The organism is Mesorhizobium sp. M0626, from assembly GCF_040320665.1.
Taxonomy (GTDB): domain Bacteria; phylum Pseudomonadota; class Alphaproteobacteria; order Rhizobiales; family Rhizobiaceae; genus Mesorhizobium.
In genome coordinates this window covers 13717-37619 of the sequence record NZ_JAMYQD010000017.1, presented here as the reverse complement: position 1 = coordinate 37619, position 23903 = coordinate 13717, and the positions used below count along the sequence as shown (strand labels likewise).

General features: G+C 62.8%; 26 protein-coding genes. 14 read left to right on the top strand and 12 right to left on the bottom strand.

The features are described 5' to 3' along the window. The first annotated feature begins 104 nt into the window (after positions 1 to 104). Entirely contained in the window at positions 105 to 1118 is a 1014-nt protein-coding gene (locus NKI37_RS21965; RefSeq protein ID WP_023703797.1) for a 2-dehydropantoate 2-reductase, read from the top strand. Positions 1119 to 1184: 66 nt separating this feature from the next. On the opposite strand, the gene NKI37_RS21960 is transcribed toward NKI37_RS21965, so the two are convergent. The 3 genes from NKI37_RS21960 to dapD are packed head-to-tail and all read right to left on the bottom strand — an operon-like array spanning position 1185 to position 3232. Further along, positions 1185 to 1955 (bottom strand): hypothetical protein, encoded by a 771-nt coding sequence (locus NKI37_RS21960; RefSeq protein WP_023703796.1) that lies wholly within the window; start codon positions 1953 to 1955, stop codon positions 1185 to 1187. Positions 1956 to 1976: 21 nt separating this feature from the next. Further along, a complete protein-coding gene (locus NKI37_RS21955; protein ID WP_081725464.1) occupies positions 1977 to 2381 on the bottom strand; it encodes a DUF805 domain-containing protein in 405 nt (134 codons plus the stop codon). Beyond that, complete coding sequence (gene dapD, locus NKI37_RS21950) at positions 2378 to 3232, bottom strand: 2,3,4,5-tetrahydropyridine-2,6-dicarboxylate N-succinyltransferase (RefSeq protein ID WP_023673222.1); 855 nt, start codon at positions 3230 to 3232, stop codon at positions 2378 to 2380. The genes NKI37_RS21955 and dapD overlap by 4 nt, the downstream gene beginning before the upstream one ends. Positions 3233 to 3380: 148 nt before the next feature. On the opposite strand from dapD, the gene NKI37_RS21945 reads away from it, so the two are divergent. After that, the gene (locus NKI37_RS21945; RefSeq protein WP_352789036.1) at positions 3381 to 4226 is read left to right on the top strand and encodes an LOG family protein; all 846 of its coding nucleotides are present in this window, start codon (positions 3381 to 3383) and stop codon (positions 4224 to 4226) included. Between the two features lie 80 nt (positions 4227 to 4306). Here the strand turns inward: NKI37_RS21945 and NKI37_RS21940 are convergent, their stop codons facing one another. Further along, positions 4307 to 5026, bottom strand: coding sequence for a pyrimidine 5'-nucleotidase (locus NKI37_RS21940; RefSeq protein ID WP_023687469.1), 720 nt, complete (start codon positions 5024 to 5026; stop codon positions 4307 to 4309). 175 nt (positions 5027 to 5201) lie between these two features. On the opposite strand from NKI37_RS21940, the gene NKI37_RS21935 reads away from it, so the two are divergent. From NKI37_RS21935 to NKI37_RS21925, 3 genes are all read left to right on the top strand, one after another. Then, complete coding sequence (locus tag NKI37_RS21935) at positions 5202 to 5963, top strand: GGDEF domain-containing protein (protein WP_023681345.1); 762 nt, start codon at positions 5202 to 5204, stop codon at positions 5961 to 5963. Between the two features lie 177 nt (positions 5964 to 6140). Further along, positions 6141 to 6311, top strand: coding sequence for a hypothetical protein (locus NKI37_RS21930; protein WP_023673226.1), 171 nt, complete (start codon positions 6141 to 6143; stop codon positions 6309 to 6311). Continuing rightward, complete coding sequence (locus tag NKI37_RS21925; protein ID WP_023821729.1) at positions 6308 to 7747, top strand: GMC oxidoreductase; 1440 nt, start codon at positions 6308 to 6310, stop codon at positions 7745 to 7747. Before NKI37_RS21930 ends, NKI37_RS21925 begins: the two co-directional genes overlap by 4 nt. 198 nt (positions 7748 to 7945) lie before the next feature. Here the strand turns inward: NKI37_RS21925 and phhA are convergent, their stop codons facing one another. Next, a complete protein-coding gene (phhA, locus tag NKI37_RS21920) occupies positions 7946 to 8782 on the bottom strand; it encodes a phenylalanine 4-monooxygenase (protein ID WP_023696031.1) in 837 nt (278 codons plus the stop codon). A 139-nt stretch (positions 8783 to 8921) separates the two neighbouring features. Between phhA and NKI37_RS21915 the strand changes: the two genes are divergently transcribed. From NKI37_RS21915 to NKI37_RS21905, 3 genes are all read left to right on the top strand, one after another. Beyond that, on the top strand, positions 8922 to 9398 hold the full coding sequence (locus tag NKI37_RS21915) for an Lrp/AsnC family transcriptional regulator (RefSeq protein WP_023687465.1): 477 nt from the start codon (positions 8922 to 8924) through the stop codon (positions 9396 to 9398). Positions 9399 to 9509: 111 nt separating this feature from the next. After that, on the top strand, positions 9510 to 11057 hold the full coding sequence (bchE, locus tag NKI37_RS21910) for a magnesium-protoporphyrin IX monomethyl ester anaerobic oxidative cyclase (protein WP_352669648.1): 1548 nt from the start codon (positions 9510 to 9512) through the stop codon (positions 11055 to 11057). Between the two features lie 108 nt (positions 11058 to 11165). Continuing rightward, positions 11166 to 11564, top strand: a complete 399-nt coding sequence (locus NKI37_RS21905) for a RidA family protein (protein WP_023687463.1) — start codon at positions 11166 to 11168, stop codon at positions 11562 to 11564. Between the two features lie 42 nt (positions 11565 to 11606). Here the strand turns inward: NKI37_RS21905 and argB are convergent, their stop codons facing one another. Together argB and NKI37_RS21895 are read right to left on the bottom strand one after the other, a co-directional pair. Continuing rightward, positions 11607 to 12500 (bottom strand): acetylglutamate kinase, encoded by an 894-nt coding sequence (argB, locus tag NKI37_RS21900; RefSeq protein WP_352669651.1) that lies wholly within the window; start codon positions 12498 to 12500, stop codon positions 11607 to 11609. Between the two features lie 100 nt (positions 12501 to 12600). Continuing rightward, positions 12601 to 12807 carry an amidase family protein gene (locus tag NKI37_RS21895; protein WP_023687462.1) on the bottom strand — a complete coding sequence of 69 codons (207 nt, stop codon included), beginning with the start codon at positions 12805 to 12807 and terminating at the stop codon, positions 12601 to 12603. A gap of 410 nt (positions 12808 to 13217) precedes the next feature. Between NKI37_RS21895 and NKI37_RS21890 the strand changes: the two genes are divergently transcribed. The 5 genes from NKI37_RS21890 (at position 13218) to NKI37_RS21870 (ending at position 17664) form a co-directional block, all read left to right on the top strand. Next, a complete protein-coding gene (locus NKI37_RS21890) occupies positions 13218 to 13757 on the top strand; it encodes a sigma-70 family RNA polymerase sigma factor (protein WP_023673234.1) in 540 nt (179 codons plus the stop codon). Beyond that, positions 13754 to 14476 (top strand): anti-sigma factor, encoded by a 723-nt coding sequence (locus tag NKI37_RS21885; RefSeq protein ID WP_023673235.1) that lies wholly within the window; start codon positions 13754 to 13756, stop codon positions 14474 to 14476. Before NKI37_RS21890 ends, NKI37_RS21885 begins: the two co-directional genes overlap by 4 nt. Positions 14477 to 14701: 225 nt before the next feature. Then, positions 14702 to 15259, top strand: coding sequence for a fasciclin domain-containing protein (locus tag NKI37_RS21880; RefSeq protein WP_023693011.1), 558 nt, complete (start codon positions 14702 to 14704; stop codon positions 15257 to 15259). A gap of 211 nt (positions 15260 to 15470) precedes the next feature. After that, positions 15471 to 15965 carry a peptide-methionine (R)-S-oxide reductase MsrB gene (msrB, locus tag NKI37_RS21875; protein WP_352710578.1) on the top strand — a complete coding sequence of 165 codons (495 nt, stop codon included), beginning with the start codon at positions 15471 to 15473 and terminating at the stop codon, positions 15963 to 15965. Positions 15966 to 16116: 151 nt separating this feature from the next. Next, a complete protein-coding gene (locus NKI37_RS21870; RefSeq protein WP_352789032.1) occupies positions 16117 to 17664 on the top strand; it encodes an FAD-dependent monooxygenase in 1548 nt (515 codons plus the stop codon). 116 nt (positions 17665 to 17780) lie between these two features. On the opposite strand, the gene NKI37_RS21865 is transcribed toward NKI37_RS21870, so the two are convergent. Both NKI37_RS21865 and NKI37_RS21860 read right to left on the bottom strand, forming a co-directional pair. After that, a complete protein-coding gene (locus NKI37_RS21865; RefSeq protein ID WP_352789030.1) occupies positions 17781 to 19382 on the bottom strand; it encodes a DHA2 family efflux MFS transporter permease subunit in 1602 nt (533 codons plus the stop codon). Positions 19383 to 19403: 21 nt separating this feature from the next. Then, complete coding sequence (locus NKI37_RS21860; RefSeq protein WP_352789028.1) at positions 19404 to 20585, bottom strand: HlyD family secretion protein; 1182 nt, start codon at positions 20583 to 20585, stop codon at positions 19404 to 19406. 146 nt (positions 20586 to 20731) lie between these two features. Here NKI37_RS21860 and NKI37_RS21855 point away from each other — a divergent pair, with 146 nt between their 5' ends. Then, a complete protein-coding gene (locus NKI37_RS21855) occupies positions 20732 to 21475 on the top strand; it encodes a TetR/AcrR family transcriptional regulator (protein WP_023673241.1) in 744 nt (247 codons plus the stop codon). 66 nt (positions 21476 to 21541) lie between these two features. Here the strand turns inward: NKI37_RS21855 and yihA are convergent, their stop codons facing one another. The 3 genes from yihA to NKI37_RS21840 all read right to left on the bottom strand — a co-directional run bounded on the left by yihA (position 21542) and on the right by NKI37_RS21840 (position 23721). Then, positions 21542 to 22201: a ribosome biogenesis GTP-binding protein YihA/YsxC gene (gene yihA, locus NKI37_RS21850; RefSeq protein ID WP_023673242.1), complete on the bottom strand. Its 660-nt coding sequence runs from the start codon at positions 22199 to 22201 to the stop codon at positions 21542 to 21544. Beyond that, complete coding sequence (locus NKI37_RS21845) at positions 22198 to 22836, bottom strand: CatB-related O-acetyltransferase (protein WP_023701989.1); 639 nt, start codon at positions 22834 to 22836, stop codon at positions 22198 to 22200. The genes yihA and NKI37_RS21845 overlap by 4 nt, the downstream gene beginning before the upstream one ends. Positions 22837 to 23154: 318 nt before the next feature. Next, the gene (locus tag NKI37_RS21840) at positions 23155 to 23721 is read right to left on the bottom strand and encodes a fasciclin domain-containing protein (protein WP_023673244.1); all 567 of its coding nucleotides are present in this window, start codon (positions 23719 to 23721) and stop codon (positions 23155 to 23157) included. Positions 23722 to 23903 lie beyond the last annotated feature (182 nt).

The following is a 23903-nucleotide window of genomic DNA, read 5'->3' as shown; positions in this document are numbered from 1 at the left end:
TAGTCGAAAGCGAAAGGCCTGTCACGGCCAGAGATGATGACCGGTCCTGCCGCCGACATTATGGTTTTCCTGTCGTATAGTGCAGGCCAACACGAGATAATCGCATGGCCAACGCCGAAAAGACCATCGTCATTGCCGGCGCCGGCAGCATAGGCTGCTATGTCGGCGGCTGCCTGGCGCTGGCCGGACGCAAGGTGGTGTTTTTGGCGCGGCCAAGCATCGCGACGGTCTTGCTGGACGGCGGCCTGCGCATCACCGATCTCGATAATCGCGACCGATCCATCCGGCCGGAGTCCGTCACCACTGATCCCGCCGCTGCCCTGGCCAGTGCCGACGTGGTGCTGGTGACGGTCAAGAACGGCGCTACCGAGGAGATGGCGTCGCTTGTTGCCGGACATGCGCGCGGCGAAGTCGTGGTGGTCAGCCTCCAGAACGGCGTCGGCAATGCCGACCGGTTACGCGCCGGGCTCGGTGGACGGACTGTGCTCGCCGGCATGGTGCCGTTCAATGTCGTCCAGTCGGCCATAGGCAATTTGCCGCTTCACGTGCATCGCGCCAGCAACGGCAAGGTCATGATCGAAGATGGCGTGACCGGCCTTGCCGGCCTTCTCGATGTCGAAGGGCTTGGCGTGGAAACCCATCCCGACATGAAAGCCGTTCAGTGGGGCAAGCTGCTGATCAACCTCAACAACGCGCTTGTCGCCTTGTCCGGCCTGCCGCTGGCGAGCGAACTTGCCGACCGCCGCTGGCGGCGGATCCTGGCCGGTCAGATCGACGAGGCCTTGGCGGCGATGAAGGCGTTACATATCGCGCCGGCGCGGATCGGCGGCTTGCGTCCCGGCCTGCTGCCGAAGCTGCTCCGGCTGCCGGACTGGCTGTTCCGGCTGGTCGCCCGCCGCATGCTCGCCATCGACCCGCAGGCGCGCTCGTCGATGTGGGACGACCTCCAGCGCGGTCGGCCGACCGAGATCGGTGACCTGCAGGGGGCCGTCCTGAGCCTCGCCGAAAAGGCCGGCACGCCGGCGCCTCTGCTGAAGCGGGTCACCGCGCTGGTGCGGCAGGCCGAGCGGGAAACGCGCGGCTCACCCGGGCTGACGCCGGAAGCCGTCACTGGATAGTCTACTTGCCGCGAGCCTCGGGCCTTGGCCCGCATAGCCCGAAAACAGGCGCGTGGGCCCGCCGCGTCACAGCTTTGGTGCGCGCCTCGGAGCCGGCGCTTTGCTCGCCGGGCCTGGCGCCGGCACGGGCTGCGCCGCCGGGTGGTTCTCGATCAGCGTGATCTTCTGCCAGATCTTGCGCGACAGGTTGGACGCCAGGTTCTCGACGTCGTTGACGCCGTCGATGACCACATCGTCATTGACGGACTGCGCAAACAGCGCCGCGATCTTGCCGGTGATCGACAGCATTTCCGAGCAATAGTCGAGGTAGCGCGCCAGGTCGGCGGCATTGGTGATGCGAGCCGGCGAATGCGCGGTCGGCCTGAAATTGGCGGACAATGCTGCCGGATCCTTGGTCAGCTGGTGCATGTCGATGACATGGATCAGCGATCTCAACCCATGCAGCTGGCGAAACACCCGCTTGCGCTTGATGCGCTCCTCGGTGCGGATCAGCGCCAGCAGGCCGAGCACGGCAAGGATCATCATGTTGATCGTGGCTTCGATGCCTTGCACCGACTGCACCGCATCGTCGGCCTGCGAGATATGGATGAGCGGCAGGATGGTGCCGACGAATAGGAAGGTCAGCGCGCCGGCGGCAACAGCGGCGACGATGGCGCCGCGCAGCCACCAGATCGGCGCTTCCAGCGCCTGCGCCGCCTTGGCCAGGTCGCGCGACAGCGACACCAGTTCGGCGGCGACGCCGCGCAGGCCGGCATCGGGAAAACGCTCGGCGACGCGCTCTTCCAGCCGCTCGGCGGTGTCGATGATCAGTTTCGGATCAAGCGTGCGGTAGCGCATGGCGAGATATCCGGTCGGCGCTCATGGTTCAGCCGGCGCGTTGCTGCGCTTGCCGTAGCGGTTCGGACCGGGGTCACCCCGGAAACACGCTAGAACGATGAGAAGAATGGGGCCGATGATAAGAGAGATCAACGCGTAATAAGTCGGCTTGCCGAAATCATGAAACCGCTTTGCGGTTACCGCAAAGCTCGACCATGTCGAGATCAGCAAAACGACCCAGAACACAAGTGCCCAGTTCTGGCTGGTTGCGGTGCCGGGTTCCAGTCTCGACAACTGGTAGAGCGGGAAAAACTGTGCAAGCACCAGCAGCAGCCCGGCGAGCACGTAGGCACTTGGGCTGACGCGCCCTGAGAGGCTGAAGAAAAGCCAGGGAAGTGGTGGTGTGTTGGGCAATCTGGAGCGCTCTGGTTGCTCGGACAGGATCAATCACGCAGCAGTTCGTTGATCGAGGTTTTCGACCGGGTCTTGGCATCGACGCGCTTGACGATGACGGCGCAGTAGAGGCCAGGGCCCGGCTCGTTGTTCGGAAAGGCCTTGCCCGGCATCGAGCCGGCGACGACGACCGAATTCGGCGGCACCTCGCCATAAAACACTTCGCCGGTGGCGCGGTCGACGATCTTGGTCGACTGGCCGATGAACACACCCATTCCGAGCACCGAGCCTTCGCGCACGATGCAGCCCTCGACCACTTCGGAGCGCGCGCCGATGAAGCAATTGTCCTCGATGATGGTCGGGCCGGCCTGCATCGGCTCCAGCACCCCGCCGATGCCTACGCCGCCCGAGAGGTGCACATTCTTGCCGATCTGGGCGCAGGAGCCGACCGAGGCCCAGGTGTCGACCATGGTGCCGCTATCGACATAGGCGCCGACATTGACGAAGGACGGCATCAGCACCGCGCCCGGCGCGACATAGGCCGAGCGGCGCACGATCGAAGACGGCACGGCGCGGAAGCCTGCCTTCTCGAAATCGACCGCGCTCCAGCCGTCGAACTTCGACGCCACCTTGTCCCACCAGACCGCCTGGCCGGGGCCGCCCTTGATGATCTCCATCGGATAGAGCCGGAACGAGAGCAGCACCGCCTTCTTCAGCCATTGGTTGACATGCCATTTGCCATCGGCCTGGCGCTCGGCAACGCGCACGGTGCCACGGTCGAGCAGGTCGAGTGAGGACTGGATGGCGTCGCGCGTTTCGCCCCGGGTCGCGGTCGAAATCGTGTCGCGCTCCTCGAAGGCCTTCTCGATGGTCTTTTCGAGGCTGGCCAGATCAGGCTTCGACATGAATTCGCTCCGTTACCACGCTGTTAAGGCCGTCGGCCTTAACCTTGTTTTGAAAGTCGCGCGGACCCTATGTTAAGGCGTATTGGGGGTCAATCGCGCGTGCGCCATGGGACGGCGCAAGTGAACTGTTGGGACGGGTAGAAAGCATATGACTCCTATGGAAAAGGCGGGATGGACGCCGCTGCCGCATTCGGACGAGGATCTGGAGCGCTCGAAAAGCGTTCCCGACACGCCGCAGACGCGCGCCGAAACCTACCGGCTGGCCTGGAACGATCCCGACTTCATGACGCGCCGGGAATTGCGCGCTGTGCGCTTGCAGCTTGAGCTCTTGAAGCCCGAAATGATCCTGGCCGAGCGCGGCATCCGCTCGACGGTGATCCTGTTCGGCGGCGCGCGTATTCCCGAGCCCGGCGGCGAGGCCTGGGCCGCCAAGAACGAGACGCAGAAGAAAAACCTCGAGGAAAACAGCAAATACTACGAGGAGGCGCGCAAATTCGCCCGCCTCTGCTCACAGCAATCGGCCATGTCCTACTACCGCGAATTCGTCGTCGTCACCGGTGGCGGCCCAGGCGTGATGGAGGCGGGAAATCGCGGCGCCGACGATGTCGGCGCGCCGTCGATCGGCCTCAACATCGTCCTGCCACACGAGCAGGCGCCGAACGCCTATGTGACCCCGGAGCTGTGCTTCAACTTCCACTATTTCGCCATCCGCAAGATGCATTTCGTCATGCGCGCCAAGGCCGTCGCGGTGTTTCCGGGCGGCTTCGGTACCATGGACGAATTCTTCGAGACGCTGACGCTGATCCAGACTGGCCGCATGGAGCGCGTGCCGGTGATCCTGTTCGGCAAGGCGTTCTGGCAGCGCGCGATCGACCTCGATTTCCTGGCCGAACAAGGCACCATCACGCCCGGCGACCAGGATATCATCGACTTTGTCGACACCGCCGACGAGGCCTGGGGGATCATCAGCCGCTTCTACAAGTTGGGGGAGTAGGGGAACCGGGAATTGAAGAACTGAAGAATTGAGGAAAAGGAGGTCCGGATCGGTCTCCCTTTCACCAGTTCTTCAATTCTTCAGCTCCTCAATTCCTCTACCCCCTCCACTATCCCCGTCAGAAACGTCGCGAGATCGTCGGTGACGAAATCGACGTCGTCCTCATTGGCCGGATCGCGTTCCCAGATCTCGGCAAAGGTCGGCTCGAAATTGCGCGGCACCACCAGCACCGTGGTCATGCCCAGTGATTTCGGCACCTCGAGGTTGCGGGCGAGATCCTCGAACATCACCGCATTGTGTCCGGTGACTGCGTGCAGTTCGGCAAACTTCTCATAGGTCTGCCGCGACGGCTTCGGCGTCAGCCCGGCGGCGACGATATCGAAAATGTCGTCGAAATGGTCGAGTATGCCGAGCTGGCGCGCGGTGCGCTCGGCGTGCCTGCGGTCGCCATTGGTGAAGATGAACTTGCGGCCGGGCAGCTGGCGGATGGCGGTGCCCAGCACCGGATCCGGCACCAGCCACGAATAGTCGATGTCGTGCACCTTTTCGAGAAAATCGTCGGGGTCGATGCCGTGGCGCGTCATCAGCCCGTTCAGCGTCGTGCCATATTCGAGATAGAGTTCCTTCTGCAGCTTGCGCGCTTCCTCGCGCGGCAGCGTGAGCAGTTCTCCGACATAGGCCGTCATCTTGACGTCGATCTGCGAAAACAGATTCGAATGGTGCGGATAAAGCGTGTTGTCGAGGTCGAACACCCAGTCGGTGACATGGGCGAAGCGGGCGGGATCGGGCAGCGTGGTCATGGCGTCCTTATGGCATGAAATATCTGCCGTTCGAACCCCTTTCTGATGTAGAGCTTATCCACAACCTATGTGCATCTAGAGTTGTAAAAATGGGCTCACCATTCAAATTTTAGCCATCACGGAAAGGTGGCCTTCAGGGCTTGCTGGCACAGAGACGGTTCAGTGGGAGCCAGCGATGAGTCGCATAGTCTTAAAGTCCGCCGCGGTCGCATTCGGCTCGGTAGCCATCTCGCTTTTGCTGACGCTGATCATCGTTCCCGCCATGGGTTTTCCGGTCGACCGCACTGTCTGGCTGACATCGACGGTGTGCCCGCTGGCGCTCGCCTGGATCGCCTGCGCCAGCACCTTCTGGCAGAGCGACCGACTGAAAAACGCGCATCGCGATCTCGCCCGCGCGCATGCCCAGCTCGCCGCCGCGCATCGGCGCCTGTCGGCGAAGGCGAGCCGCGACGACATGACCGGCATGCTCAACCGCGAGAGCTTCTTTGCCGCGTTGGACGGCTCGCGGCGCAAATCCGATCGCGGCGCGCTGCTGATCATCGACGCCGACCATTTCAAGGCGATCAACGACAGTTTCGGCCATCTGACCGGCGATGACGCACTGGTGTTGATCGCCAGCGCCATCGAGCGCGGCGTCCGCAGCGGCGACGTGCTCGGCCGCATTGGCGGTGAGGAGTTCGGCGCCTTCCTGGTCGGCGCTACGGAAGCCGAAGCCCGGCGCGTGGCCGAGCGCATCCGCCGTGAAGTCGAGCTGGTCCGCTTTCGTCCGGTCGACGAGCGCACGGTGCCGCTGACCGTCTCGATCGGCGGCATCACCTGTGCGCAAGATGCCGATGTCTCGGACCTGATGCGCGCCGCCGACCGCCGGCTCTACGAGGCCAAGCACCGCGGCCGCAATTTGTCGATCCTCGACCGGGACATTTCCGAAGCTGCCTAGGTGTTGGTGGTGGGGCTGTTAACGGTTCGCCAACATTGTTTCCACGCAACTGCGCCGTTTACCGGGTTGTAACTCGTTTACAGGCAAGGCTTGGCACGGGAATGGCATGGCTGGCCGGTACCTGTGCCGTTCAGGGAACGCCATGCGTGGATCGAAGCCCCCATCCAGAGACGTGTCATGAGTTTCTTCATCAGGAAAATGTCGCGCCGCACCATCGTGCAGGCGCTGATTGCGATGCCGGCGCTACAGCTTTTTCGCAAGCTGCCTGACAGCGACCGCCCCCCGGCCGATCCCGACGAGATCGTCGTGGTCAATGGCTGGATCCTGAAGCGGAGCGACCTGGCATGATCTTCGACAGCTATGAGGCGTTTCGAGCCTCGGATTTCAAGCCCAAGGTCTGCATTCTCGGCTCCGGGCCGGCCGGCACCACCATTGCCAGAAAGCTCGGCGCCGCCGGCATTCCGGTCGTTGTGCTGGAGGCCGGCGCACGCGAATTCAGCGACGAGTCGCAGGATTTCTACCGCGGCTCCACGGTCGGCGATCAATATTTCGATCTCGACATCACCCGGCTGCGCTTCATGGGCGGGTCGTCGAACCACTGGGCCGGCTGGTGCCGCGTGCTCGACAAGCAGGACTTTGAGCCCAAGGCATGGGCGCCGGACACCGGCTGGCCAATCGCCCGGACCGACATCGAGCCCTATCTGTCCGAGGTGCACGACATACTCGAGCTTCCCGACTTCAAGCCCGATGTGCCGATTTCAGACGACATACGCTGGGTGCAGCTGATCAAGAGCCCGGCCGTGCGCTTTGGCGAGAAATTCTCCGACGAGCTCGACAAGAGCAAGAACATAGCGCTCGTCCTCAACACCTATGCCACCGAACTTGCCGGCGACGGCAAGCGAGTGACCGGCGCCAGGCTGTGGTCGAACGGCAAGGATGCCGGCGCTTTCAGCGCCGATTATTTCATCGTCTGCGCCGGCGGGCTGGAGAATTCGCGGCTGCTTCTATGGTCGAACCAGCGCTCGAATGGCGGCGTGGTGCCGAACGCCACGGCACTTGGCCGCTACTGGATGGAGCACCCGACCTTCGAGGGCGGCAATGCCATCCTGGCCGATTACAGCGAGTTCGAGGTCGATGCCGTCAACGAGGCGTTCTTCTCGCCGACGCTCGCCGCCATGGAGCGGCTGCAGATCATGAATTTCGGCATACGTCTGATCGAGACGCCCTATGCCGGCGTCAAGAGCCTGATTGCCGACCTTGCCTGCACCGCGCCCGAGGCCGCCGAATGGGTCGCCTACCAGCTCAGCCAGAACCTGCGCTGCGCCGCCCAGCTCTACGTCGCCTGGGAACAGGCGCCGCTGGCCTCGAACCATATCGAATTGTCGAAGACCGATGTCGACCGTGCCGGCGTGCCGCGCATCGAGCTGCACTGGAAGAAGTCGCCGTTGGAGCGCCGCACCATCCTCGAGGGGCTCAAGTTGTTCGGAACGACGCTGATCGAGAAGGACCTCGGCCGCGTCCGCATCATGGACTGGCTGACCAATGGCGAGGACTACCCGACGGATGAGGAACTGGCCGGCCACCACCACATGGGCGGCACGCGCATGGGCACCGATGTCACCAAGAGCGTGGTCGACGCCAACTGCAAGGTGCACGGCATGGACAATCTCTATGTCGGCGGTTCCTCGGTATTCTGCACGTCGGGCGAATGCAACCCGACGACGACGATCACCGCACTTGCCTGCCGGCTAGGCGACCATCTGACCAAAGTAATCACGGTGTGACGAAGTCATCCCCCCGGTGTGACGAAGTCATCACCGTCTGATTGTCAAAAAAGCGAACGGCGCGACAGGATTGCTGCCGGCGCTACCCATGCCTTGGCGTCGAAACCCTCGGAAATCAGCGCCAACGAGATCTCCGTCCTCCTTTGTGGGGAGGGATTAAGGGTGGGGGTAGGTGCCGCGCAAACCCTTCAGGATTTGCTAAACCGTCGCTGGATCCAGCGCCGGCTGCCCCTTGCGGCGGGCGACGATCGCCTTGAAATCGGCGGTCCGGAACGCATCGCGCAACACGTCGAAGGACGGCAGCACGAAATAGGCGCGCTGGAACTTGTCGATCTCGTAGCCGGTGCGCATCACCGTTTCGAGGTCGAAGGGCACGTGGTGCGCGTCCGGGCTCGCGACGGCGAACTGCAATTCGGTGAACGACGACATCAGCCCGGCGCCGAAAGCTTTCCGCTTCTGGCCCTCCTCCTGTATCAGCCCGTATTCGGCGGTGTACCAGTAGAGCCGGGTGATCATCTCGTCACCGCCCAGTGCAATCACGCTCTCGGCCTTTTCGCCATACATCTGCATGAAGTCGGCAAACACCGGCTGCGTCAGGATGGGCACATGGCCGAAGAAGTCGTGGAACATGTCGGGTTCGACGATGTAGTCGAGCTCGTCCTTGGTGCGCAGCCAGTTGGTCACCGGAAAGCGCCGGTTGGCGAGATGGTCGAAGAAGGGCGCGGCCGGGATGAGGCCAGGCACGGCGACGATTTCCCAGCCGGTCAGCTTGCGCAGCTTGTCTGAGACCGCGCCGAAATCCGGGATCTGGTCGAGCAGGCCGAGTGCGGCGATCCCATCGAGATAGGAATGGTGCGCCAGCTTCTGCGTCAGCTTGGTCTGCCGGTCGCACAGCGTGCGCCACACCGCCTGTTCGTCGGCGCTGTAGTTGTAGCCCTGCGCCACGGTGAAGTCGGAACGGCACACTGAATAGTCGCCACGCAGGCCTTGCGCCGCGCAATCACGGGCATATTCGGCAACGCTCATCGTCGTCATGGTTCTTCTCCCCTGATCGTGACACTTGAATATGTCCGCAGAGTCTAGCGGCGGCCGGCGAGGCAATTCAGCTTTGATGATGGCTTGGGTCCATGATTTGAGGTAAAAATCACCAAGCAGAAGCTGAAAGAGAGTGAAAATGCCTCAGTTCGACGATTTCGAGATCAAGATGCTGGATGTTCTTCAGCGCGATGGACGCAAGCCCGTGTCCGAACTGGCGCAGGAGATCGGCCTGTCGACGACGCCTTGCGCCCGCCGCTTCGAGGCGCTGCAGGAGGCCGGCATCATCAAGGGCTTTGCCGCCGTGCTCAACCGCCGCGCCGTCGGCCTGATGGTCGAGGTGTTCATCCAGGTGCGCCTCACCAGCCACAGCGACGGTTCGCCCGAAACCTTCATCGCCGCCGTGCAACGCATGGACGAAGTGTCGTCATGCTGGACGATGACCGGCGACCACGATTTCCTGCTGCACGTCATGGTGCCGTCGGTCGACGAACTCAACGCCTTCGTCATGCACCGCCTGATGCGCCTTGCCGGCGTGCGCGACGTTCACACCCAGCTGGTGCTGCAGAACATCAAGGGCCCGGGCCACGTGCCGCTCGCCCACCTCAGGCGGTAGGACACGCATCGCCATTTCTGCGGAAAAGCTGCACGCAAACTGCTGAACGGAGCCCAAATGCGAAACTGAAACGCCGGCTACGCCATGCGGACCGTCGCTCAAAGGTCCGTCATGAACATCGTGCTGATCAATCCGCCGCACACCGCCATCGGCAGCCGCGTGCCCGATGACCATCTGCCACCGCTCGGCCTGCTGGCACTGGGCGGCCCGCTTATCGAAGCCGGCCATAAAGTCCGGCTGGTCGATGCCGAATTCGGGCCGATGCCGTTGGAAACGCTGGTGCGCGATGCGCTCAGCGGCCAGCCCGATTGCATCCTGATCGGCCATTCCGGCTCGACCTCGGCGCATCCCACCGCGCTCGCGATCGCCCGCATGGTCAAGGCGCTCGAGCCGGCGACGCTGGTGATCTATGGCGGCGTGTTCCCGACCTATCACTGGCGCGACATACTGGCGGCGAGCGATGTCTTCGACTTCATCGTGCGCGGCGAGGGCGAGGCAACCATCCTTGCCCTGGTCGTGGCACTGGACAATCGCCGGCCACTGGCCGATGTCGCGGGCATCGCCTATCGCGACGATCTCGGCCGCCCCTTCGCGACGCGGCCGGCCGGGACCATTGCCGATCTGGACGAGTACCGCGTCGGCTGGGAGCTGATCGATCACCGCCGCTACAGCTATTGGGGCGGCAAGCGCGCCGTGGTCATGCAGTTTTCGCGGGGCTGCCCGCATCTGTGCAACTATTGTGGCCAACGCGGTTTCTGGACCCGCTGGCGGCATCGCGACCCCAAGAAATTTGCGCAGGAGATTGCCTGGCTGCACCGCCAGCACGGCGTCGAACTGATCAACCTCGCCGACGAAAACCCGACCGTGTCGAAGAAGGTTTGGCGCGCCTTTCTCGATGCGCTGATCGCCGAGAACGTGCCGGTGCTGATCGTCGGCTCGACCCGGGCCAATGACATCGTGCGCGATGCCGACATCCTGCACCTCTATCGCAAGGCCGGCGTCATCCGCTGGCTGCTCGGCATGGAAAACACCGACGAACAGACGCTTCAATTGATCCGCAAGGGCGGCAGCACCTCATCCGACCGCGAGGCAATCCGGCTGCTCCGCCAGCATGGCATACTGTCCATGGCGACCTGGGTGGCCGGGTTCGAGGATGAGACCTTTCGCGATCTGTGGCGCGGCTTTCGCCAGCTGCTTGCCTATGACCCCGACCAGATCCAGGCGCTCTATGTCGCGCCGCACCGCTGGACGCCGTTCTTCCGCATCGCCAAGAACCGCAAGGTGATTCAGACGGATGCCCGGCTGTGGGACTACAAGCACCAGGTGCTGCAGATGACCCGGCTGAAACCGTGGATGCTGTTCTTCTCGATCAAGCTGATCGAGGTCGCGGTGCAGTCGCGGCCGAAGGCGCTGACGCGCATTCTCTTCCACCCCGATCCCGAACAGCGCCATTCGATGCGCTGGTACACGCAAATGGGCCGCCGCGTCTGGTTCCGCGAGGTCTGGGGTTTTCTGGCCCGCGACCGCCGCCTTAAGGATGGTCCGACGCTGGCTGAGTTCGGGGGCGCGCCGCAGGATGCCGATGAGGAATCCATGGTCGTCATGCGCCCGCCGCTCAAGCCGGCCGAAGCGGCTGTCGCGATCTCGGCCGGCGCCTGACGGGCTCGCTGCCCTTCATACCTACCGTATGCGTATTGACATACGCAGCGTATGTACCCACCTCATGCATACGGGACGTATGTGAGTGCCCCGGACAATGGAGTGAAAATGACCAAACGTGACGCGATCTTTCCTGCCGGCCGGCAGGCTCTCTACGAGATAAATCGCTATTCTGCTGCAATCCGATCAGGCGATCTTTTGTTTGTCTCGGGCCAGGTCGGCAGCCGCGAGGACGGGTCGCCCGAACCTGTCTTCGAAAAGCAGGTCCAGCTTGCCTTCGATAATCTCGCGGCAGTGCTGAAAGCAGCGGGCGCCACGTTCGACGATATAGTCGACGTGACCACCTTCCACACCGATCCGGCAACGCAATGGCCCGTGATCGATGCCGTTCGGCTGAAGGTGTTCGGTGAACCGCCCTACACCAATTGGACGGCGGTCGGCGTCAACTGGTTAGCCGGCTTCGACTTCGAGATAAAGGTCATCGCGCGCCTGCCCCAGCCTGCCTAAGGGCTGGCCAGCCGACCAACTGGCCGCCAAGCCAGTTGCCGATCAGGGCACGATTAGCGTGCCGGCGCCGTGTTCGGTGAACAATTCCAGCAGCACCGCATGCGGCGTCTTGCCGTTGAGGATGACGACGCCTTCGACGCCGCGCTCGATCGCCTCGATGCAGGTCTCGACTTTGGGGATCATGCCGCCCGACACCGTGCCGTCCTTGATCAGCGCCTTGGCTTCGGCCACCGTCAGCTCGTCGATCAGCTTCTTGTTCTCGTCGAGCACGCCGGGCACGTCGGTCAGGAACAAAAGGCGCGTCGCCTGGCAGGCGCCGGCGATGGCGCCGGCGAAGGTGTCGGCATTGATGTTGTAGGTATGGCCATCGCGGCCGGGCGCCACCGGCGCCAGCACCGGGATCATTTCGGAGCGCGCCAGCAGGTCGAGCAGGGTGCGGTCGACTTCGACCGGTTCGCCCACGAAACCGAGATCGAGCACACGCTCGATGTTGGAATCCGGGTCGATCATGGTCTTGCGAGCCTTTTCGGCGAACACCATGTTGCCGTCCTTGCCGCACAGGCCGATCGCCCATTCGCCCTCGGCGTTGATCAGCGCGACGATCTCCTTGTTGATCGAACCGGCCAGCACCATCTCGACGATTTCGACCGTCTTCTGATCCGTGACGCGCAGTCCGCCTTCGAACTTGGATTCGATGCCCATCTTGGCCAGCATGGCGCCGATCTGCGGCCCGCCGCCATGGACGACGATCGGGTTGACGCCGGACTGCTTCAGCAGCGCGATGTCACGGGCGAAAGCCTTGCCGAGCTCGATATCGCCCATGGCATGACCGCCATATTTCACCACCACCGTCTTGTGCTCGTAGCGCTGCATATAGGGCAGGGCCCGCGAGAGCAGGGCGGCCTGCATTTCGGCGGTGGCGGTGATCTCCGTCATCGGCATGGTTCCCTGGATGCGGGTAAGGACGGCGGCGTCTTAGCGGGAATTGGCCCAGGCCGCAAACAGCTTTGCTATCACGATGATGAAATCTGCCGGATCAGGCCGGCACCTTGAGCGGCGCCCGCCGCGTCAGCCAGCCGGAAATCTTCTCCATCTGCGCGGCGAGCGACAAAACCGTCTGCTCGTCGCCGGGGCGGCCGACGCCCTGGATGTCGAGCGGCAGGCCGGCATCGGTGACATGGGCCGGCAGCGCGATCGACGGCTGGCCGCTGACATTCTGGATCGCCGGCCAGTGGTGAACCACTGGCTCTTGTCCATCAATTGCCCAAACAGGGATCTGATCTCCAAGAGACGGGTCAAATGCAATTTGTCGAGCAGGTTTTCGATGAGCTCGTCGGCCCCCTTCGGGTCCATGGCGCCTCAGGCAAGCGGCGGATGCGCAATGATCGGGTTGCCTCGGCGCGCGCGATCGCAGCATCGACAAGGTCTGGCGGCGAGATCTCGCCTCTGTGCACAGCCTGCCAAGTCGGTTGCATCGTTCTCCCACAGCATCTGTTCGGCCGACATTGCTGTTCCCCTTTCTGCGGGAGGCTAACGACAGCCGATTTCCTTGGCACCGACCGGCGATTACTGGCGATCGGGCGCGGACATCGTTTGCGTGGACAACAAGATTTCTGCCTTTGCAAATAAATTGTGATCGCTTAGCTTGTCCGTATGACGCCGCAGGATATCTCCACCCTGATTGTCCGGACCTCGATGAAGGATCGGACTGCGTTCGATCTGCTTTACCGGCAAACCAGTGCGAAACTTTTCGGCGTGTGCCTTCGTGTATTGAAGGATCGCGGAGATGCGGAAGAAGCGCTGCAAGAGGTCTTCGTCAAAGTGTGGACGAAGGCGGATCGTTTCGCTGTTTCTGATCTCAGCCCAATCTCCTGGCTGGTGGCCATAGCACGCAATCATGCGATTGATCGCATCCGGTCGCGACGCAAGCCCGCTGCCGATATCGATGCGGCGCTCGACGTGGCTGACCCCGGTCCGGGGCCAGAGGCTATGGTTGTTGCGGGCGGTGAATCCGAGCGCATCTATCAGTGCCTTGAAGAGTTGGAACAAGACCGGGCGCAAGCCGTTCGGGGTGCTTATTTGAACGGCGAAAGTTACGCCGAGCTCGCGGAACGTCACAAGGTTCCGCTCAACACGATGCGGACATGGCTGCGCCGCAGCCTGTTGAAACTTAGAGAATGTCTGGAAAGATGACCCTGGCAGAAGAAAATGGACCGGAACGTGGAGGCGACGACCTGCTCGCAGCCGAATACGTTCTCGGCGTGCTGCCGGCGGATGAGCGCCAGATAGCCTCCGGACGCATCGACGCGGAGACCGGCTTTGCCCGTCTCGTCGATTCCTGGGAAGTGAATCTCTCGCCGATGGCTGCCGCTTATGCTGAGGTAGAGCCGCCGGCCACCATCAAGCCGGCTATCGATCGCCGGCTGTTCTCCTCCACCGCGGCGTCGACGACGGCCCCGAGCGGCAGCCTGTGGTCCAGCCTTAGCTTCTGGCGCGGCCTCACCGCAGCGGCTCTCGCGGCCCTGGTGCTCTATGTCGCCGTGCCTTACGTCAGGTCGCCGGTCGTCGTGCCGCAGGAGCGCCTCGTCGCCTCGCTGGCTGCCGAAGGCAGCGATGTCAAATACCTCGTCGTCTACGACGCTTCCCGCCGCGATGTCGGCCTGTCGCTGGTTTCGGGCGAACGCGCCGCCGGCAAGGACTTCGAACTGTGGATGATCGAAGGCAAGAATGCGCCGGTCTCGATGGGTGTCATTCCCGCCGGCCAGGTCACGCACATTCCGGTTACCCCGGCAGTGCAGCAGAAGCTGGCGCAAGGCGCCGTGCTTGCCGTCAGCGTCGAGCCGACGGGCGGTTCGACGACCGGACAGCCGACCGGACCGGTCGTTGCCGCGGGCGACCTGAAGGGCATCTGATAAATCGTAAAACCATGACGTGACAATGAAGACAGCGGAAGTACATCTTCCGCTGTTTTCGTTTTGGATACGCTGCTGGAGATTAGAGGTTCGATCTCCGGAGATTAATTCGTCGACAAAATAAAGGATAAATTTTTCCCGGCGCGCGGAAACTCAGGCAGTTCTATTCCGTATCTCCTCATGTTCCCGAAAGAGGAAACAATAACCCCGAGGAGTTCGAACACTATGCGTAGAATCGCCACCCTTTTGCTCGCCGGTACCATTGCCGTCTCCGCCCTCGCCACAATCGCCTATGCCGAGAATCCGATGGTTGGCGGCGCCGCCATGTACGCCAACAAGAACATCGTTGAGAACGCCGTCAATTCGAAGGATCACACGACACTGGTCGCCGCCGTCAAGGCTGCCGGCCTGGTCGAGACACTGCAGGGCGCCGGCCCGTTCACCGTCTTCGCGCCGACCAATGAGGCCTTCGCCGCGCTTCCGGCTGGCACGGTCGAGTCGCTGCTCAAGCCCGAGAACAAGGACAAGCTCACCAAGATCCTGACCTGCCATGTCATCGGCGCCAAGGCGATGGGCGCCGATGTCGCCTCGATGGCCAAGGCCGATGGCGGCACCCACAAGGTCAAGACGGTCGGCGGCTGCGAGCTGTCGCTCAAGGCTGATGGCGGCAAGGTCACCGTGACCGACGAGAACGGCAATGTCGCCAATGTGACGATCGCCGACGTCGAGCAGTCGAACGGCGTCATCCACGTCATCGACAAGGTCCTGCTGCCGAAGATGTAACAAAGCCCCTGCCGCCGACGAACAGGCGGTAAGCTCCTGCAGATTGCGCGGCCCCGCCCCCGTGGGCCGAGCAAACGACCGAGCGCTCCATCCCGTCCGCAACAAGCGCGGAGCCGGTGTGGAGCGTTCGTTTGCAGGACAACCGTCACCGGCTTTTGATTTTCCAGTGGCGGCCAAATTTGGCAAAACAACCCGCAGGAGGATTTCTGTCATGAACCGTCGAGATTTGCTTTTGAGCGGCGCCGCCATCGCTGCCGTGGCCGGCGCGGCGGCAACGTTGCGCATGGGCGGGCCCGCTAAGGCTGCCGAAACCTTCGAGGTCACCAAGACCGACACCGAATGGCACGCCATCCTGTCCGACGAAGCCTTCAACGTGCTGCGCAAGGAAGGCACCGAGTATCCCGGCACCAGCCCGCTGCTGAACGAGCATCGCAAGGGCATTTTCGCCTGCGCCGGTTGCGACCTGCCGGTCTACCCCTCAGACACCAAGTTCGAGTCCGGCACCGGCTGGCCGAGCTTCTGGCAGGAGATTGCCAACGCCGTCGGCAAGACCGAGGACCGTTCGCTGGGCATGACCCGCACCGAGGTCCATTGCCGCCGCTGCGGCGGTCATCTCGGCCATGTCTTCGATGACGGTCCCGCACCCACCGGCCTGCGCCATTGCATCAACGGCGTTGCGCTCAGCTTCAAGCCGGCCACTGCCTGACCGTTCGGCGTCTTTAGCGGGGTGGGGATTTGGAGCCGGCGTGACGACCGCCTCTTATCTCTTGAAATGGGGCGAAAACAGTCAACTTCAAGAATTGGCAGACGGCTTTTTATGCGTAGATTCCGCAGCCCCAACGAGAGGGCCAGAACCTATGCAACCAACCAAAGCACGGGCTCGCGACGGCGAGCCCAAATCGAGCGCCAAATCGACCGACGGTGTTGATGCGGACCGGCCGCGAATATCCCATTCCGTGGTGATCGCCGGCGGCGGCCCGACCGGGTTGATGCTGGGCGGCGAGCTTTCCCTGGCCGGCATCGATGTCGCCATCGTCGAGCGGCGCGAGAACCAGGACCTCGCCGGCGCGCGCTCGGGCGGCCTGCATTCGCGCACCATCGAGATCTTCGACCAGCGCGGCATTGCCGATCGGTTCCTGTCGCAAGGCCAGACCGCACAGGTCGCAGGCTTCGCCGGCGTTTCGCTTGATATCAGCGACTTCCCCACCCGCCACAATTACGGGCTGGCGCTGTGGCAAAAGCACATAGAGCGCATCCTTGCCTGCTGGGTCGATGAACTTGGCGTCACGGTCTACCGTGGCCGCGAGGTGACAGGCTTCGTGCAGGATGGCGGCGGCGTCGATGTCGCGCTGAGCGATGGCGGGTCGCTTCGTGCCGATTATCTCGTCGGCTGCGACGGCGGCAGAAGCCTCGTGCGCAAGGCGGGGGGCATAGAGTTCCCCGGTTCCGAGCCGACAACCAGCAATTTGATCGCCGAGATCGAGGTAACAGAAGAGCCGCAATGGGGTATCCACCGCGATGCCATCGGAATTCACGGCCTCAGCAGACTGGAAGACGATACGGTACGGGTGCTGGTGACCGAGCGCGAGGTCGGGGCTGGCGGCGAGCCAACTTTGCGCGATCTCAGCGAGGCGCTCATTGCCGTCTACGGCACCGATTATGGCGTCCACAATCCGACATCGCTGGCCCGCTTCACCGACATGACCCGGCAGGCAGCCGTATACCGCAAGGGGCGGGTGCTGCTGGCCGGCGACGCCGCGCATGTGCATCCACCGGACGGTGGACAGGGGCTGCAGACCGGCGTGCAGGACGCGGTCAATCTGGGCTGGAAACTTGCCCAGGTGGTCAGGAAAACTGCGCCCGAAAGCCTGCTCGACAGCTACCAGGCAGAGCGCCACCCGATTGCCGCGCGTGTGATGAAAAACACCATGGCGTCGGTCGTGCTCCGTCGCGAAGACGAGCGCACCAAAGCGCTGCGCGATACAGTGTCGGAACTTCTCGGCATGGAAGAACCGCGCAAGCGTTTTGCCGGCATGTTATCCGGCCTGGACATCCACTACGATCTTGGCGAGGGGCATCCGCTGCTGGGGCGTCGCATGCCGGATCTCGACCTCGTCACCGCTGCCGGTCCGCTGCCGGTTTTCGCCCTGCTGCACGACGCTCGGCCGCTGCTGCTTAATCTTGGTGAGCCCGGCGCTTTTGGTATCGGCCCGTGGGTGGAGCGGATTCAGCTGGTCGACGCCAGCTACGATGGCGCATGGGAGCTTCCGGTGCTGGGGGCAGTCGAAGCCCCACGCGCAGTGCTGGTCCGGCCTGACGGTTATGTGGCCTGGGTCGGCGGCCCTGAAGCAGCCGGGCTAACCGACTCGCTGACCAAATGGTTTGGGCCGCCTGCCGCAGCATAGCGCGCCGGGTGTTCGACCAAGGAGCTTGACAACGATCGATGCTTAAGCGTGACCCCGGAAATCGGGGGTGATTTCCGGGGTCACACATGAGGGCGCCAGGCGGGGATCCGGCGCGCTCAATGGCCTCCGCCACCGCTGCCCGCGGGCGGCGCCGGCTTGGCGATGACCAGGGTGAAGACCGCCATGGTCGCGAACAGCACGGTCAGCATGGTGAACACATCCATGAACGACAGCAGCGACGCCTGCTGCTGGACCATGCCCGACAGTTTGGAGATCGCCGCCTTGGTGGCGTCGAGGCCGGGAGTCTGCTGGAAGTCGAGCGTCATGTTCTGCAGCTTGGCCTGCGCCGCCGCACTGCCCCATTCCACATGTTCGGACAGCCTGGCGTAGTGGAAGGCGTTGCGATCGATCAGCACGGTGTTGATGACGGCAAGGCCGACCGCACCGCCGAGGTTGCGGGTCAGGTTGAACAGGCCCGACGCGTTCTTCAGCCGGTCCGGCGGCAAGGTGCCGAGCGCAATGTTGTTGATCGGCACCATGCACAGCATCATCGAGCTGCCGCGCAGGATCTGCGGGATCAGCAATTCCCAGAAATCCCAGTCGGCGGTCAGATGCGTCATCCACCATGTGCCGGCAGCGAAACCGAACAGCCCGATCATCATCATGATGCGCAAATCCATCTTGCTCGACAGGATGCCGGAAATCGGCGCAGTGACGAACATCGCCAGGCCGCTGACGAACAGGGCTTCGCCGATCATCAAGGAATCGTAGCCGCGGATGCGTCCGAGGAACACCGGGTAGAGATAGGTCAGACCGTACAGGCCGATTCCGATGACGAAGGAGAACAGCGAACCGAAGGCGAAATTGACGTTGGTGAAGGCCCTGAGATCGACGATAGGCTCCTCGGCGGTGAAGGCACGCCAGAAGAACAGCGCCGCACCGACAACCATGATGATGGCACAGATGAACACGGCCTGTTCCTGCAGCCAGTCATGGTTCGGACCTTCCTCGAGCACATATTCCATGCAGCCGAGAAACGCCGCCATACCGGCAAGGCCCCACCAGTCGAACTTGCTGAACAGGCCGAGATTGGGCTTGTCAAAATCGATCAGGGTCCAGGTCGTAACCGTCACCAGAATGCCTGGAATGACATTGATGAGGAACAGCCAGTGCCACGACATGGCATGGCTGATATAGCCGCCGACGGTCGGGCCGATGGTCGGCGCCAGCGTCGCCACCAGGCCGATCATCGGCGACACCATGGCGCGGCGCGACGGCGGGAAGATGGTGAAGGCGGCGGCGAAAACGCTCGGGATCATGCCGCCGCCGATAAAGCCCTGGATGGCGCGGTAGACGATCATCTGGTCGATGTTGGTGGCGGTCGCGGCCAGCGCGCTGGCCGCCGTGAAGCCGGCCGCGGCGCCTGCAAACAGCACGCGCGTCGACAGCATCCGGCTGAGGAAGCCCGACAGCGGGATCATCACCACTTCGGCGATCAGATAGGCGGTCTGCACCCATGGGATTTCATCGGAACTGGCGCTGAGGCCGGCCTGGATCTCGGCCAGCGAGGCTGAGACGATCTGGATGTCGAGGATCGCCATGAACATGCCGAACACCATCGCCAGGAAGGCGATGAGGCGGCGCGTCGAGATGGTCGTCGGTACCGCCGGCATGGCAGGCGCCGGCGACGCTCCTGCAGTTATGGTTGCGGTTGCCATGGCATTGCTCCCGGCTTTCGCTCAGTTCGCCGTAGCCGGAGCCGTGCGGCTGTCGACGGCGACGACGACGCTCAGGCCGGCGCGCAGCCTGCCTGCCTTCAGCACATCGGCCGGCACGTCGATGCGAACCGGGATGCGCTGCACCACCTTGGTGAAGTTGCCGGTGGCATTTTCCGGCGGCAGCAGCGAGAACACCGCACCCGAAGCCGGCGCCAGCGACGACACCGTGCCTTCGAAATCATGGCCGTCCGTGGCGTCGACCGAGACCCGCACCTTCTCGCCGGGCACCAGCTTGGCCAGCTGCGTCTCCTTGAAGTTGGCAACGATGTAGAGCTTGTCCAGCGGCACCACGACGGCGAGCTTCTGGCCGGGGCTGACGAGGTCGCCCTGCTCGACCGAGCGGTTGCCGACGACGCCGTCATAAGGCGCCTTGAGCACGGTGAAGGACAGATCGCGCGCGGCCTTGTCGCGGTTCAGCCGCAGCGAAGCCAGCGTGCTGGCCGATTCGGCGCGCTGCGCTTCGAACACGCCGATATTGGCCTGTGCGGCTGCAATCTGCGCGTCGGCGCCGACGAGGGCTGCATTGGCCTGGTCGAGAGCGGTCTGGGCATCGTCCAGTTGCGCCTGTGTGCCGACATGCGTCTTGACCAGTTGCGCGGCGCGCTGCTGGGCGCGAGCGGCGTTGTCGGCTGCCGCCTGGTCGGCGACCTTCTGCGCCTGCGCCTGTTGCAGCGAAGCTTGCGCCGCCTTCGTCTGCGCGTCGATACGGTCGAGCGTCTTGGCCAGCGTGGCGATCTGCGCCTCCGCCTGGGCAACGGCTATTCTGTAGTCGCCGTCGTCGATCGTCAGCAGCGGATCGCCAGCCTTGACCTGCTGGTTCTCCGAGACCTTGACTTGATCGACATAGCCGGAAATCTTCGGCGAGACGAACGACATGTCGGCCTGGACATAGGCGTCGTCGGTCGAGATCAGGAACCGGCCGTCCGTCCAGTAATTATAGCCATACCAGGCGCCGGCGCTGAGCAGAGCGAGGCCGATGATCGGCAGCATGAACGAGCGAGCCTCCCGCTTCTTCTTGGCCGGCACCTCGGCCAAAACTTCGGCGGCAGGCTTGATGGGCGCTTCCGGCGCTTCGATAGCCGGCGAGACCTTGGCGTTGGGAAAGGGGCGGACTTCGGCGGTGGTTGGCGTGTTCGAGGACATGATATCTCGCTACCGTAGCTACATAAGGAAAATGTGTTATACTGAACCGTTCGGTTCGATGCGAACGTTGACATAGCGCTAAAGCAGGCCCATATCAAGAGCAATCGAACCGCTCGGTTCGAATTATTTCGCGAGGTGTGACTTTAATGGCCGACACGTTACCCGACGTCGAAAATGATCGGTGCGATGTGCTGGATAGTGCGCGTCGCGGCCGCCCGGCGGCGGGCCAGGATCCGGTCAAGCGCAGCCAGATCATTGAGGGCGCGCGGCGCGTGTTCATCGACAAGGGCTTCGAAGCGGCGTCGATGAACGACATTACCCGCGAGGCCGGCGTCTCCAAGGGCACGATCTATGTCTACTTCGCCAACAAGGAAGAGCTGTTCGAGGCGCTGATCGAGGAAGAGCGCGGCACCATCTTCAAGAACATGTACGACATGCTCGACCGCGCCGACGATCTGCGCCAGACGCTGGTGAAATTCGGCAAGGTGCTGTCGATGAAGATCACCTCGGCCAAGGTCATCCAGGCGCAACGCACCGTGATCGGCGCCTCCGACAGGATACCGGACATGGGCGCGCGGTTTTACGAACGTGGCCCCAAACGCGGCCACGACAAGGTGGTCAAGTTCCTCAATGCAGCCATCGAACGCGGCCTGCTCAAGATCGATGATGTCGATCTTGCCGCCTATCAATTCACCGAACTGTGCCTCGCCGGCCTGTTTCGCCAGTGCATCTTCGCCTACCGCACCACGGCGCCGAGCCAGGATGAAATCGACCACATCGTGCGGTCGGGCGTCAGCCTGTTCCTGAAGTCCTACGGCACCGAAAAGCTTGCCGAGGAAGAAAGCCATCAGATGATCGCGCTCGAGGCGAAGTCCAAGGCAAAGGCCTAGTTAGCCAAAGGTCTTTTTTCGCAACTCCGGACGGAAAACCGCTTCACACTTTTCCCGGAGTTGCTTTTAACCGCCATTGGCCGCCAGCACGATAGCCGCGCGCAGTTCGTCCAGACCCTCGCCCTTTTCCGACGACGTGGCGAGCACGAACGGAAACGCCGCCGGCCGCTTCTTGATCTTCAGTAATGTCTCTTCGATCAGCTGCGGCACGCCGGCGGCCTTGATCTTGTCGGTCTTGGTCAGCACGATCTGGTAGGACACCGCCGCCTTGTCGAGCAGCGACAGCACTTCGTCGTCCTTGGCTTTGATGCCATGGCGGGAATCGATCAGCACATAGACCCGCTTCAGCGTCACGCGGCCCTTGAGATAGTCGAAGACCAGCTTGGTCCAATCGTCCACCTTTTCCTTCGGCGCGCTGGCATAGCCGTAGCCCGGCATGTCGACCAGCGCCATTGGCGGCAGGTCGGTGCCTTCGCCGGAAAACCCGCCCGGCACGAAATAGTTGAGCTCCTGCGTGCGCCCCGGCGTGTTGGAGGTGCGCGCCAGCCCGTTATGGCCGACGAGCGCATTGATCAGCGACGACTTGCCGACATTGGAGCGGCCGGCAAAGGCGATCTCAGGCGGCCCCTCCGGCGGCAGGAACTTCATCGCCGGCACGCCGCGGATGAAGATCCACCCCTTGGTGAACAGGTCGGTGCCGATGACGGTGTTGCCCAGCGCGTTCAAATTGCTGCCTCCAGCCTGGAAATATCGGCGCCCCGGATGGCGTTGAGGTTGCGGCCGATCTTGTCCACCGGCCAATTCCACCACGCCACAGCCAGCAACCGCCGCACCGTCCTGTCGTCGAAACGCATCTTCACCACCTTTGCTGCATTGCCGGCGACGATCGCATAGGCCGGCACGTCATGCGTCACCACCGATTTCGCCGCCACGATGGCGCCATTGCCGACCGACACGCCGGGCATGATCACCGCATCCATGCCGATCCATACATCATTGCCGACCACCGTGTCGCCGCGCAGTTCCTGTGACCACGTCTTCGGGTCGAAGCCTTGCTCCCAGCCATGACCGAAAATGTTGAACGGATAGGTGGAAAAGCCGGACATGGCATGGTTGGCGCCGTTCATGATGAAGCGCGCGCCCTCCGCGATGGCGCAGAACTTGCCGATGATCAGCTTGTCGCCGATGAAGGGATAATGATGCAGCACGCATCGCTCGGCGAATTTGTCCGGTCCGTCAGGATCGTCATAGTAGGTGAACTCGCCGATCTCGATATTCGGCGCGGTGACCAGGGGCTTGAGGAAGCCGACGCGGGTGTGCATCGGGATCGGGTGTTTGATGTCTGGGTTGGGTCCGTCCATGGCGAGATCCGTCGAGAGTGGCGCAAATTAAAGCCGCCATTCTAGATGGCGTGATCCGCCCTATAGCACCAATCGCCCGATGAGCGAGCCCTGCTGGGCTTCGATGTTCACTTGGTGCCGCGGCAGATCACGATCAGGTCGACCGCAGCGCAGTCGCCTAAGGCGCCCTGAAACGAAAAACGGGGCCCTGCGAAGGACAAGCAGGACCCCGGTGGTGTCGAAGACGGCTTCAAAAGAATGGCACCTCGCCGTGAGGTGGGGAAGGCAGACCGAGAAAGCCCGTCGCAGCCCGCCGTCATTCGCCGTTGCCTAAAACCGTTACTTCGGCAACAGCACCTTGTTGACGACGTGGATGACGCCGTTCGACTGGTTGACGTCGGCGACCGTTACCTTGGCGGCGCCGCCGGATTCGTCGACGATATAAAGCGCGCCTTTTTTTACCTCGGCGATCAGCGTGTCGCCGCTGACGGTCTTCATTTCATACTTGCCACCCATCGCCTTGGCCTTGGTCATCATATCCTTGGCGGAGATCTTGCCGGCCACGACATGGGCGGTCAGGATCTTGGTCAGCTTGTCCTTATTTTCGGGCTTCACCAGCGTGGCGACGGTGCCGGCCGGCAGTTTCTTAAAGGCGGAATCGGTCGGCGCAAACACCGTGAAGGGTCCCGCGCTTTCCAGCGTGTCGACCAGGCCGGCGGCCTTGACGGCGGCAACCAGCGTCTTGTGGATCGGCGAGTTGAGGGCGTTCTCGACGATGTTCTTCGAGGTCAGCATCGCAGCGCCGCCAACGGCGGGATTGGCGAGCGTATAGGCCGTCGTAGCTGCGAGGCCCGATAGAGCCAGGCCGGCGGAAAAGCAGAATGCCTTGAGGATGGACTTTGCCATTGGAGAACCCTTCTGGTGCGACAATTGTTGATTCGATTGTCGGGAAGAGTTACGCGGCGATTGCGGGAAAGTTTCGGTGCAGAGTAAAAAACGATAATGATAACAAATACTTAAAGGCGAATGCCCATTCCACGCGCCGCATCCCCGCGATGGACATGACGGGGTCACGGATCAAAAACAGC